General features: G+C 63.4%; 10 protein-coding genes. 9 read left to right on the top strand and 1 reads right to left on the bottom strand.

The window, feature by feature from the left end; translation table 11 throughout:
- The first annotated feature begins 7 nt into the window (after positions 1-7).
- The 5 genes from GCT13_RS03350 (at position 8) to lpxC (ending at position 5,272) form a co-directional block, all read left to right on the top strand.
- Positions 8-760 (top strand): cell division protein FtsQ/DivIB, encoded by a 753-nt coding sequence (locus tag GCT13_RS03350; RefSeq protein WP_152755336.1) that lies wholly within the window; start codon positions 8-10, stop codon positions 758-760.
- A gap of 27 nt (positions 761-787) precedes the next feature.
- Positions 788-2,020: a cell division protein FtsA gene (ftsA, locus tag GCT13_RS03345; protein ID WP_007747080.1), complete on the top strand. Its 1,233-nt coding sequence runs from the start codon at positions 788-790 to the stop codon at positions 2,018-2,020.
- A gap of 121 nt (positions 2,021-2,141) precedes the next feature.
- Entirely contained in the window at positions 2,142-3,332 is a 1,191-nt protein-coding gene (gene ftsZ / locus GCT13_RS03340; RefSeq protein ID WP_090868382.1) for a cell division protein FtsZ, read from the top strand.
- A 242-nt stretch (positions 3,333-3,574) separates the two neighbouring features.
- Complete coding sequence (locus GCT13_RS03335; RefSeq protein ID WP_152755335.1) at positions 3,575-4,084, top strand: peroxiredoxin; 510 nt, start codon at positions 3,575-3,577, stop codon at positions 4,082-4,084.
- A 270-nt stretch (positions 4,085-4,354) separates the two neighbouring features.
- Positions 4,355-5,272, top strand: coding sequence for a UDP-3-O-acyl-N-acetylglucosamine deacetylase (gene lpxC, locus GCT13_RS03330; RefSeq protein WP_087735228.1), 918 nt, complete (start codon positions 4,355-4,357; stop codon positions 5,270-5,272).
- A 98-nt stretch (positions 5,273-5,370) separates the two neighbouring features.
- Here lpxC and GCT13_RS03325 read toward each other — a convergent pair whose 3' ends face one another.
- Positions 5,371-5,874, bottom strand: a complete 504-nt coding sequence (locus GCT13_RS03325) for a DUF721 domain-containing protein (protein ID WP_152755334.1) — start codon at positions 5,872-5,874, stop codon at positions 5,371-5,373.
- 317 nt (positions 5,875-6,191) lie between these two features.
- Here GCT13_RS03325 and secA point away from each other — a divergent pair, with 317 nt between their 5' ends.
- The 4 genes from secA (at position 6,192) to GCT13_RS03305 (ending at position 11,773) form a co-directional block, all read left to right on the top strand.
- Positions 6,192-9,002 carry a preprotein translocase subunit SecA gene (gene secA, locus GCT13_RS03320; protein WP_152755333.1) on the top strand — a complete coding sequence of 937 codons (2,811 nt, stop codon included), beginning with the start codon at positions 6,192-6,194 and terminating at the stop codon, positions 9,000-9,002.
- 148 nt (positions 9,003-9,150) lie between these two features.
- On the top strand, positions 9,151-10,392 hold the full coding sequence (argJ, locus tag GCT13_RS03315) for a bifunctional glutamate N-acetyltransferase/amino-acid acetyltransferase ArgJ (RefSeq protein ID WP_152755332.1): 1,242 nt from the start codon (positions 9,151-9,153) through the stop codon (positions 10,390-10,392).
- Between the two features lie 59 nt (positions 10,393-10,451).
- A complete protein-coding gene (locus tag GCT13_RS03310; RefSeq protein WP_152755331.1) occupies positions 10,452-11,321 on the top strand; it encodes an ATP-binding protein in 870 nt (289 codons plus the stop codon).
- Positions 11,318-11,773: an NUDIX domain-containing protein gene (locus GCT13_RS03305; protein ID WP_407670737.1), complete on the top strand. Its 456-nt coding sequence runs from the start codon at positions 11,318-11,320 to the stop codon at positions 11,771-11,773. The genes GCT13_RS03310 and GCT13_RS03305 overlap by 4 nt, the downstream gene beginning before the upstream one ends.
- Positions 11,774-11,779: the final 6 nt, after the last annotated feature.

Raw genomic sequence — 11,779 nt, 5'->3', positions numbered from 1 at the left:
GCAGATCATGTGGAACAACGTTCGCCAGCTCAATCTCGCCGCCAGCGCGTTGCACGCGCTGATGCTGCTCGTGCTGCTGGCGGCGGGCGGCTACTGGCTGATCCAGCGCCCGAACTTCGCGCTGCGCGAGATCCGCATCGACGGCGATACCGAGCACATCAATTCGCCGACCGTGCGCGCGAGCGTCGTCGGCCGCTTGAAGGGCAACTTCTTCACCGTCGATCTGGATACGGCGCGCCAGGCGTTCGAGCAGATGCCGTGGGTGCGTCACGCGAGCGTGCGCCGCGTGTGGCCGAATGCGCTCGCCGTCACGCTCGAAGAGTACCAGCCGCTCGGCACGTGGGGCACCGATCAACTCGTGAGCACCGATGGAGAGGTGTTCACCGCGAACCAGGGCGAGCTCGACGAAGAGCTGCCCGCGTTCGAGGGCCCGGATGGGTCCGCGAAAGAAGTCGTCGCGCGTTATCAAGACTTCAGGAAGTGGTTTGCGCCTGTCGGGGCGACGCCGGATGAAGTGACGCTGTCGTCGCGTTTCGCGTGGACGGTGAAGCTGTCGAACGGCATGCAGGTCGAACTGGGACGCGAGCGCAATCAGGACACGCTGTACGACCGCTGCAAGCGACTCACCGCGGCATGGGGCGCAGTGACGCAACGTTGGGGGAAGGATATCGAATATGCGGACTTGCGCTATCCGAACGGTTTCGCCATTCGTGCAGCAGGCATGCGCTTCATTACGGAACCCGACAAGGGCAAGAAGTAACAGAACATCACACGCAATGAGCACGCTATGAGTAAAGACTATAAAGATCTGCTGGTAGCCCTCGACATCGGCACGGCGAAAGTGGTCGCCATCGTCGCCGAGTTGAAGGGCGAAGGTCATTACGAGGTGATCGGACTCGGCCAGAGCGAATCGAAAGGGCTCAAGAAAGGCGTCGTGGTGAACATCGAGGCCACGGTGCAGTCCATTCAACGAGCGCTCGAAGAAGCCGAGCTGATGGCCGACTGCAAGATCACGAACGTATTCACGGGGATCGCCGGCAGCCATATCCGCAGCTTCAACTCGAGCGGCATGGTGGCGATCAAGGAAAAGGAAGTGACGCAGACGGACGTCGCGCGCGTGATCGAGACGGCCAAGGCGATCAACATTCCGACCGATCAGCAGGTGCTGCACATCCTGACGCAGGAATTCATCATCGACGGCCAGGAAGACGTGCGCGAGCCGATCGGCATGAGCGGCATCCGTCTCGAAGTGAAGGTGCACATCGTGACGGGCGCGGTGAGCGCGGCGCAGAACATCGTGAAGTGCGTGCGCCGCTGCGGCCTCGAAGTGAACGATCTGATCCTGCAGCCGCTCGCTTCTTCGCTCGCGGTGCTGACAGAAGACGAAAAGGAACTGGGCGTGGTGCTCGTCGATATCGGCGGCGGCACGACGGACATTGCGATCTTCAGCGAAGGCGCGATCCGCCATACGGCCGTGATCCCCATCGCCGGCGATCAGATCACGAGCGACATCGCGATGGCGCTGCGCACGCCGACGCCGGACGCCGAGGACATCAAGGTCAGCTACGGCATCGCGAAGCAGGCGCTCGCCGATCCGGACGAAATGATCGAAGTGCCTGGGCTCGGCGAGCGCGGTCCGCGCACGCTGTCGCGCCAGGCGCTCGCGGCCGTGATCGAGCCGCGCGTCGAAGAACTGTTTTCGCTTGTGCAACAGGTGGTGCGCGAGTCGGGTTACGAAGAGCTGCTCAGCTCGGGTGTCGTGCTGACGGGCGGCGCATCGATGATGCCGGGCATGGTCGAACTGGGCGAGGACATCTTCCTGAAGCCGGTGCGCATCGGCGTGCCGGAGTATGCGGGCGGTCTCGCGGACGTCGTGCGCAATCCGCGCTATTCGACGGCGATGGGTCTGCTGGTCGAAGGACGCTCGCAGCGGATGCGCGGCCGCAAGGTGGCGGTGCAGTCGGGATCGATGGGACAGGTGTTCACGAGGATGAAGGACTGGTTCCTCGGCAACTTCTAAAGAATCTGCAGCAAAGGGAAATACGCGCTGGTGCCGGCGGCCGGCGCGCGACAGAAGGTTGCCCGATCTTCTGCCGAATAACGGCCGAGTAAGCGGTACTTATTTTCTTGACGGAGGCAACATGGAATTCCAGATGCTGGAAACGGAAACCAACGGCACCATCATCAAGGTGGTGGGCGTGGGTGGTGCAGGCGGCAATGCAGTTGCACACATGATCAATCGCGGCGTGCAAGGCGTCGACTTCATCGTGATGAACACGGATGCGCAGGCGCTGTCGCGCTCGCGCTCGCCGAACGTCATCCAGTTGGGCAATACGGGTCTGGGCGCAGGCGCGAAGCCGGAAATGGGCCGCGCGGCAGCCGAAGAAGCACGTGAGCGCATCGCGGACGCACTGCGTGGCGCGCACATGGTGTTCATCACGGCAGGCATGGGCGGCGGCACGGGCACGGGCGCGGCTCCCGTGGTCGCGCAGATCGCGAAGGAAATGGGCATTCTGACGGTTGGCGTCGTCAGCAAGCCGTTCGAGTTCGAAGGCGGCAAGCGTATGCGCGTCGCTGAAGCTGGTTCGCAGCAACTGGAGGATCACGTCGACTCGCTGATCGTCGTCCTGAACGACAAGCTGTTCGAGGTGATGGGCGATGACGCCGAAATGGACAAGTGCTTCCAGTGCGCTGACGACGTCCTCAACAACGCAGTCGCGGGCATCGCTGAAATCATCAACGTCGATGGCCTCGTGAACGTCGACTTCGAAGACGTGAAGACGGTGATGGGCGAGCAAGGCAAGGCGATGATGGGCACGGCGACGGTGGCCGGCGTCGATCGCGCGCGTCTCGCAGCGGAACAGGCTGTCGCAAGCCCGCTGCTGGAAGGCGTCGATCTGTCGGGCGCGCGCGGCGTGCTGGTGAACATCACGTCGAGCCGTTCGCTGCGTCTGTCGGAAACGCGCGAAGTGATGAACACGATCAAGAGTTATGCTGCTGACGACGCGACCGTGATTTTCGGCGCGGTGTACGACGACGCGATGGGCGATGCGCTGCGCGTGACGGTGGTGGCAACGGGTCTGGGCCGCGCGGCGAAGAAGCAGCAATCGGCGCCGATGACGCTGCTGCGCACGGGCACGGACAACCAGCCGGTCGGCGCAGCGCAGCATTATCCGCAGCATCACGCAGCGGCGGCGGATTATGGTTCGCTGGACACGCCGGCAGTGTGGCGCACCTCGCGTGATACGGCGGCTTCGCACGTGCAGGCGCTGCAGGAGAAGGGCGTCGATACGTACGACATCCCGGCCTTCCTGCGCAAGCAGGCGGACTGAGGTTCACGCAGGAGCGGGCTTTCTGCGGCGTAATCATCCGATGTGTGGCTTGATTGCGCGCAGCAGGAATGCACGAGCGTGGCGGGTGGAACGGCAATGAGGCCGCGTTGGAACGCGCGCGCGGCACGGACAGGTGTCCTCTTCGCATCGGCGAAGCGGTTCGGGGCACTGTCGCCGGATGGAAATTCCACTGCGGCACGAGTACGTGCGAGCGTGCTCCGCATCGATGCGAAGGAACGAGCATGATTCAGGTTGGTGAAAAGCTTCCCCAGACGACCGTTTGCGAGTTGATCGAGGACGGGCGTGAGGGCTGCACGATCGGGCCGAACAGCTTCGACGTGCGCGAACAGACAGCGGGCAAGCGCGTGGTGATCTTCGGATTGCCGGGCGCGTTCACGCCGACCTGTTCGGCCAAACACGTGCCGGGTTACGTCGAGCAGGCGGAGAAGTTCCGTGCTGCCGGTATCGACGAGATCTGGTGCGTGTCCGTCAACGACGCGTTCGTCATGGGCGCGTGGGCACGCGATCAGCGCACCTCGGGCAAGGTGCGCATGATGGCGGACGGCAACGCGGCTTTCACCCAGGCCCTCGGTCTGGAGCAGGACCTGTCGGCGCGCGGCATGGGAATCCGTTCCCAGCGCTACGCGATGGTGGTCGACGACGGCGTGGTCAAGACGCTGTACGTCGAAGCACCCGGCAAGTTTGAAGTGAGCGATGCGGCGAGTATTCTCGCGACGTTGAGCCAGGCATGACGCGGCTCTGAAGCTTCGCCGCGACCGCGCAGACTGTGATTGTTGCGCTGCGGCAACGCTTTTATGACCCTGTTGTGACAGGCCGTAACGCGGGCCGATGACCGGAAACGCCTCCGTTCCGGGCATCGGCCCATCACGCTTCCCGATTAGGTAACGCAGCGAAACAGATTGAAACGCCAGCGCAACGGCGCTCCGGAAACGATTGGAGTATACTTCGCGCTATGAAATAAAAAGTCCTGATTAGGATTTTCAATCGAATTGAAGACCACCATGTTGAAGCAGCGCACTATCAAACAGATCGTCAAAACGGTTGGCATCGGCTTGCACTCGGGCCGCAAGGTCAACCTGACGCTCCGCCCGGCGGCGCCGGACACGGGCATCGTGTTTTCCCGCGTGGATTTGCCCACGCCGGTGGACATCCCCGCGTCGGCGATGGCGATCGGCGATACGCGGCTTGCATCGGTGTTGCAGAAAGACGGCGCGCGCGTGTCGACGATCGAGCACCTGATGTCCGCGTGCGCGGGCTTGGGTATCGACAACCTCTACGTCGACGTCACCGCTGAAGAAATCCCCATCATGGACGGCAGCGCGGCATCCTTCGTGTTCCTGATCCAGTCGGCGGGCATCGAAGAACAGAACGCGGCGAAGAAGTTCATCAAGGTCACGAAGCCGGTCGAAATCCGCGACGGCGACAAGTTCGCGCGTCTCGATCCGTACTTCGGCTTCAAGCTGAAGTTCACGATCGACTTCCGCCATCCCGCTGTCGACAAGACGGGCCAGGCGCTCGAAGTGGACTTCGCGAACACGTCGTATGTGCGCGAGATCGCGCGTGCCCGTACGTTCGGCTTTGCACACGAAGTCGAAATGATGCGCGAGCTCGGCCTGGCGCGCGGCGGCAGCATGGATAACGCGATCGTGCTCGACGAGTACCGCATCCTGAACAACGACGGCCTGCGTTACGACGACGAGTTCGTGAAGCACAAGATGCTGGATGCAATCGGCGACCTGTACGTGGTCGGCCATCCGCTGCTCGCGTCGTACGACGCATACAAGTCCGGCCACGGGCTGAACAACGCGCTGCTGCGCGAGTTGCTGGCGCACGAAGATTCATATGAGATCGTCACGTTCGACGATCCGCAGAAGGCGCCGCGCGGTTTCGCGTATGACACACAGACGGCGTTTGCCTGACTTCAAGCGCTCGGCAATCACTGAGAATCACTGAGCAGCAACGAAAAAGCGGCCTGAAAAGGCCGCTTTTTTCATTCCACCGCCATTCTTTGGCGAATTCATTTCCGATGTCGGGCGGCCATGCGCGCGAGCGCGGCCTGCAAAGGCGATGGTTCCAGTGATTCGCTGAGCTCGTGCAGCGCATCCGCGCCTGCGCGCGACATGCGCGCCTGTTTCTCGCGCGGAGGCTCTTTCGCGGGCTGCGGGCGGACGCGGATTTTCAGCGAATTCACCGGCCAGCCGCGCTGCTGCAGATCCGACAGCAGACGCGGCTCCAGATGCCGCAGTCGTGCCGCGAGCGCGTTGTGCGCGGCGAACAGCGCGAGCACGCCGTCCTTGATGAAGCCGGGCTCGACGCTCGTCGCCAGGTAGTCGGGCAGCAATTCGGTCAGATCGTGCTCCAGCGCGGCGACCTGCTCGACGCCGGCGCGCAGTGCCGCGAATGCGTCGGTGCGGTTCAGCACTTCGGCGACGGCTTGCGGCCTGCGCACGTCGAACGACCGCGAGCCCAGCTTCGGCCCGGGCTTCAGTGGCTGCCTTGAAAACGGTGAGAAACGGCTCATCTGGGACTTTGAATAGTAGCCGCGCCGCGTGCGCGCCCATGCTGCGATTGTACCGGTTGTAACATGCGGCAGCGGCGCGCAGCGACGTTCGCACATGCCGCGGACACCCGTATCCGCAGTGCTTTCGCCCTGGCCGGACGGCCAATGGTCTTACTGCTGACACAGGCGGACGCGGGGGCGCGTGCTAAAATCCATGATTCGAATTCACTCTTGGACCTAAGCCGCCGAGGCCCAAACGACCGAGGGTTGCAACAAGGTGAAAGGGTGTAAAAACCGGCCTTGCAACCCAGCCGAAGCCGCGACGCAACCACGATCCGATGACCACCGGTTTTCTACAAAAGATTTTTGGCAGCCGCAATCAACGGCTCGTCAAGCAATATCAAAAGACCGTCGCGGCGATCAATGCGCTCGAACCGCAGATCGAGCAATTGACGGACGATCAACTGCGCGCGAAAACGACGGAATTCCGGCAACGCGTCGGCAGTGGCGAGTCGCTCGACAAGCTGCTGCCCGAGGCGTTCGCGGTCTGCCGCGAGGCGAGCAAGCGCGTCTTGAAGATGCGGCACTTCGACGTGCAGCTGATCGGCGGCATGGTCCTCCACTACGGCAAGATCGCGGAAATGCGCACGGGCGAAGGCAAGACGCTTGTCGCGACGCTCGCTGCCTACCTGAACGCACTCTCCGGACGCGGCGTGCACGTCGTGACGGTGAACGACTACCTCGCGCAGCGCGACGCCGAGTGGATGGGGCGTCTGTATAACTTCCTCGGCCTGTCGGTGGGTATCAACCTGTCGCAGATGGACCATGGCCTCAAGCAGGAAGCGTACGCCGCGGACATCACGTACGGCACGAACAACGAATTCGGCTTCGACTACCTGCGCGACAACATGGTCTACGAGACCGATGCGCGCGTACAGCGGGCGCTGAACTTCGCGATCGTCGACGAAGTGGACTCGATCCTCATCGACGAAGCGCGTACGCCGCTCATCATCTCCGGCCAGGCCGAAGATCACACTGAGCTCTACGTGCGCATGAACGCGCTGCCGCCGCTGCTCGAGCGCCAGATCGGCGAAGAGAAGGCGGACGGCACCGGCGTCGAGAAGCCGGGCGACTACACGCTGGACGAAAAGGCGCGCCAGGTGTTCCTGACGGAATCGGGCCACGAAAAGGCCGAGCGGCTGCTCGCCGAGTGGGGCCTGATCGGCGAAGGCGAGAGCCTCTACGCGCCGCAGAACATCACGCTGATGCACCACGTTTACGCGGCTCTGCGCGCGCACACGCTGTTCTACAAGGACCAGCACTACGTCGTGCAGAACGGCGAAGTGGTGATCGTCGACGAGTTTACAGGTCGTCTGATGGCTGGCCGCCGCTGGTCGGACGGTCTGCACCAGGCCGTCGAAGCGAAGGAGCACGTGAAGATTCAGAGCGAGAACCAGACGCTCGCCTCGATCACGTTCCAGAACTATTTCCGCATGTACGCGAAGCTGTCCGGCATGACGGGTACGGCCGACACCGAAGCGTACGAATTCAACGAGATTTACGGCCTCGAAACGGTCGTGATTCCGACTAACCGCCCGCCGAAGCGGCTGGACAAGCAGGATCAGATCTACAAGACGGCGATGGAGCGCTACAACGCGGTGATTCGCGATATCCGCGAATGCTATGACCGCAGTCAGCCCGTGCTGGTCGGCACGACGTCGATCGAGAACTCGGAACTGCTTTCGCAACTGCTGAACAAGGCTGGCCTGCCGCACGAAGTGCTGAACGCGAAGCAGCACGCGCGCGAAGCGGCCATCGTCGCGGAAGCGGGCCGTCCGCAGCGCATCACGATCGCGACGAACATGGCCGGTCGCGGTACGGACATCGTGCTCGGCGGCAATGCCGAGAAACAGGCCGCGTTCATTGAAGCCGACCTGTCGATCCCCGAGGACGAAAAGGCGGCGCGCATCCAGAAGCTGCACGACGAGTGGCAGACGCTGCACGATCAGGTGAAGGCCGCGGGCGGCCTGCATATCATCGGCACCGAGCGTCACGAATCGCGCCGTATCGACAACCAGCTGCGCGGCCGTGCCGGCCGTCAGGGCGACCCTGGCTCGTCGCGTTTCTATCTGTCGCTCGAAGATCCGCTGCTGCGTATTTTTGCCGGCGACCGCGTGCGCGCGATCATGGACCGGCTGAAGATGCCGGAAGGCGAAGCGATCGAAGCGGGCATCGTCACGCGTTCGATCGAATCGGCGCAACGCAAGGTCGAGGCGCGCAACTTCGATATCCGCAAGCAGCTGCTCGAATACGACGACGTGTCGAACGATCAGCGCAAGGTGATCTATCAGCAGCGCAACGAGCTGCTCGAAGCGCACGACATCACCGAGACGATCGGCGCGATGCGTCACGGTGTGGTCGCCGACATCGTCCATCAGTTCGTGCCGGCGGGCAGCATCGAAGAACAATGGGACGTGCCAGAACTGGAAGAAGTGCTGCGCAATGACTGGCAGCTCGATCTCGCGATTCAGGAGATGATCAACGAGTCGCAGTCGATCGACGCCGGCGAGATTCTCGAAGCGGTGACGGCCGCCGCCGACGAGGCCTACGAGTCGAAGGTCGAGCAGGTGGGCCGCGAATCGTTCAGCGCGTTCGAGCGCTCGGTCATGCTGCAGACGCTCGACCGCAGCTGGCGCGAACATCTCGCCGCGCTCGATCATCTGCGTCAGGGCATTCACCTGCGCGGCTATGCGCAGAAGAACCCGAAGCAGGAATACAAGCGCGAAGCGTTCGAACTGTTCGCCGCGATGCTCGACTCGGTGAAGCTCGAAGTCACGCGCATTGTGATGAACGTGCAGATCCAGTCGCCGGAACAGCTGGAAGAGGCCGCCGAGCAGTACGAAGAGCAAGGCAGCCATCTGGAGAACGTCGAGTTTCGCCATGCCGATTACGCGGAAGGCGGTGCGGCCGTCGCGGCGGCGCCTGTCGCGGCAAACGCGGCAGCATCGATGATCGGCGACGCAATGGCGCACAGCCACAGCGCAGCGGCGGCGCCGCTTTCCGGCGCCGTGCCGAAAGTCGGCCGCAACGACCCATGCCCGTGCGGCAGCGGCAAGAAGTACAAGCAGTGCCACGGCAAGATTGCGTGACACACGGAGCGGCGCGCATCATGCGCGCCGCGTCGTTTGAAGCGTGCATTGCTGGTGATTTCGCGGTGGCGCAGATCCATCCGGCGCCATCACCCTTGATCCCCGATGCCGGCGCCCGCCGGCATTTCAGTCTCGACAGGTCGCGACCATGGCTGTCAATTTCCCCTCGATCGATCCCGCTCAACTCCACCCCGTCGCCGGCGTCACGCTAGGCTGGGCCGAGGCGAACATCCGCAAGCCGAACCGCAAGGACGTGCTCGTCATTTCCGTCGACGAAGGCGCGACGGTCGCGGGCGTGTTCACGTCGAACCGTTTCTGCGCGGCGCCCGTCACCGTATGCCGCGAGCACCTCGAGCGCGTGCGCGCGGGCGGCAAGGGCATTCGCGCGCTGGTCGTCAACACGGGCAATGCGAACGCGGGCACGGGCGAGCCGGGCATGGCGCACGCGCGCGAGACGTGCGATGAGCTGGCGCGCCTCGCGGACATCGCGCCGGAACAGGTGCTGCCGTTCTCGACGGGCGTGATCCTGGAGCCGCTGCCCATCGACCGTCTGAAGGCCGGGCTGCCCGCCGCGCTCGCGAACCGCCAGGCTGCGCACTGGTACGACGCCGCGCAGGCCATCATGACCACCGACACGCTGCCGAAAGCGGTGTCGCGCCGGGTCACAATCGACAGCCACACGGTCACATTGACGGGCATCAGCAAGGGCGCCGGCATGATCAAGCCGAACATGGCGACGATGCTCGGCTTCCTCGCGTTCGACGCGAACGTTGCGCAGCCGGTGCTCGACGAACTGGTGAAGCATGTCGCCGACCGCTCGTTCAACTGCATCACAATCGACGGCGATACGTCGACGAACGATTCGTTCATCCTGATTGCATCGGGCAAGTCGAGCCTGCCCGCAATCACGTCGACGGATTCGCCCGCGTACGCCGCGCTGCGCGATGCCGTCACGGAAACGGCGCAGACGCTCGCGCAGCTGATCGTGCGCGACGGCGAGGGCGCGACGAAGTTCATGACGGTGCAGGTGGAAGGCGGTTCGAGCGTCGCCGAGTGCCGCCAGATTGCCTATGCGATCGGCCATTCGCCGCTCGTGAAGACGGCGTTCTACGCGTCGGACCCGAACCTCGGCCGCATCCTGGCCGCCATCGGCTATGCAGGCGTGACGGACCTCGACGTCGGCAAGATCGACCTGTATCTGGACGACGTGCTCGTCGCGAAAGCGGGTGGCCGCAATCCGGAGTACAAAGAGGAAGACGGGCAGCGCGTGATGAAGAAGGCCGAAATTCTGATTCGTGTCGTGCTGGGCCGTGGCGATGCGCAGGCGACGATCTGGACGTGCGACCTGTCGCACGACTACGTGAGCATCAACGCCGACTACCGTTCGTGATTTGCGCGCGATATGCGCGTGATTGGCTCCTGATTCCAGATTCGTTCCGATCTCACCACATGGATAAACTCGAACAATTTCTGACCCGCGCCGAAGCCGTGCTGGTGCGGCTCGAAGCGATGCTTCCGCCGGCCGCGCCCGATGTCGACTGGTCCGCGGCCGTTGCGTTCCGCTGGCGCAAGCGCCACGGGCGCGGCTATCTGCAGGCGGTACCCGCCATTTCGTCGATCTCGCTGGACGACCTGCAGAACATCGATCGTCAAAAGAACGTGATCGAGCAGAACACGAAGCAGTTCGTGAGCCGGCAGCCCGCGAACAACGTGTTGCTCACGGGCGCACGAGGCACGGGCAAGTCGTCGCTGATCAAGGCGTGTCTGAATGCGCACTCGAAGGATGGTCTGCGTCTGATCGAAGTCGACAAAGACGACCTGCACGACTTGGGCGATATCGTCGATCTGATTTCGACGCGTCCCGAGCGCTTCATTGTGTTCTGCGACGATCTGTCGTTCGAGGAAGGCGAGTCTGGCTACAAGGCGCTGAAGGTGGCGCTCGACGGATCGGTGGCTGCGCAGTCGGACAACGTGCTGATCTACGCGACGTCGAACCGCCGCCATCTGCTGCCCGAGTACATGAGCGACAACGAGACGTACAAGCACATGCCCGACGGCGAGATCCATCCGGGCGAAGTGGTCGAAGAAAAGATCTCGCTGTCGGAGCGTTTCGGCCTGTGGGTCAGCTTTTATCCGTTCAAGCAGGACGACTATCTGTCGATCGTCGCGCACTGGCTGCATCACTTCGGCTGCAACGATGCCGATGTCGAAGCGGCGCGCGGTGACGCGCTGATCTGGGCATTGGAACGCGGGTCGCGTTCAGGGCGCGTCGCGTGGCAGTTCGCGCGCGACTGGTCGGGCCGGCGGGCGCAAGCATGAGCGACCCGGTGCAAAACGGAATGCAAAACGGCGCGCATAACGCGAGTGAACTGAACGCTGCCGGCCGGCCGGTCACGGAAGTGGCCGTCGGCGTGCTGGTTCAGCCCGATGGCCGGTATCTGCTCGCGCGACGGCCGGCCGGCAAGCCCTACGAGGGCTACTGGGAATTTCCCGGCGGCAAGCTGGAGCCGGGCGAATCGGTCGAAGCCGCGCTTGCGCGCGAGCTGCACGAAGAACTCGGCATCGACGTGCAGTCGAGCCACCGCTGGCACGTGCTCGAACACGACTATCCGCATGCGTACGTGCGTCTCTATTTCTGCAAGGTGACGGCCTGGCACGGCGAGCCGCATGGGCGCGAAGGCCAGGCGTTTGCGTGGCAGGCGTTGCCGGCCCAGGTGTCGCCGCTATTGCCCGCGACGATTCCCGTGCTGGAATGGCTGGCCGAGGAGTAAGAGGCG

The organism is Paraburkholderia franconis (assembly GCF_009362735.1).
Classification (GTDB): domain Bacteria; phylum Pseudomonadota; class Gammaproteobacteria; order Burkholderiales; family Burkholderiaceae; genus Paraburkholderia; species Paraburkholderia franconis.
Note: the sequence above shows the minus strand (reverse complement) of the source record. Positions and strands in the feature narration are given on the sequence as shown.

What these genes read in the sequence shown, in the direction of transcription:
- GCT13_RS03310 (WP_152755331.1), top strand. Translation starts at nt 10,452, where the DNA reads ATGGATAAACTCGAACAATTTCTGACCCGCGCCGAAGCCGTGCTGGTG.
- ftsA (WP_007747080.1), top strand. Translation starts at nt 788, where the DNA reads ATGAGTAAAGACTATAAAGATCTGCTGGTAGCCCTCGACATCGGCACG.
- lpxC (WP_087735228.1), top strand. Translation starts at nt 4,355, where the DNA reads ATGTTGAAGCAGCGCACTATCAAACAGATCGTCAAAACGGTTGGCATC.
- ftsZ (WP_090868382.1), top strand. Translation starts at nt 2,142, where the DNA reads ATGGAATTCCAGATGCTGGAAACGGAAACCAACGGCACCATCATCAAG.
- GCT13_RS03325 (WP_152755334.1), bottom strand. Translation starts at nt 5,874, where the DNA reads ATGAGCCGTTTCTCACCGTTTTCAAGGCAGCCACTGAAGCCCGGGCCG.
- GCT13_RS03335 (WP_152755335.1), top strand. Translation starts at nt 3,575, where the DNA reads ATGATTCAGGTTGGTGAAAAGCTTCCCCAGACGACCGTTTGCGAGTTG.
- GCT13_RS03305 (WP_407670737.1), top strand. Translation starts at nt 11,318, where the DNA reads ATGAGCGACCCGGTGCAAAACGGAATGCAAAACGGCGCGCATAACGCG.
- GCT13_RS03350 (WP_152755336.1), top strand. Translation starts at nt 8, where the DNA reads ATGTGGAACAACGTTCGCCAGCTCAATCTCGCCGCCAGCGCGTTGCAC.
- argJ (WP_152755332.1), top strand. Translation starts at nt 9,151, where the DNA reads ATGGCTGTCAATTTCCCCTCGATCGATCCCGCTCAACTCCACCCCGTC.
- secA (WP_152755333.1), top strand. Translation starts at nt 6,192, where the DNA reads ATGACCACCGGTTTTCTACAAAAGATTTTTGGCAGCCGCAATCAACGG.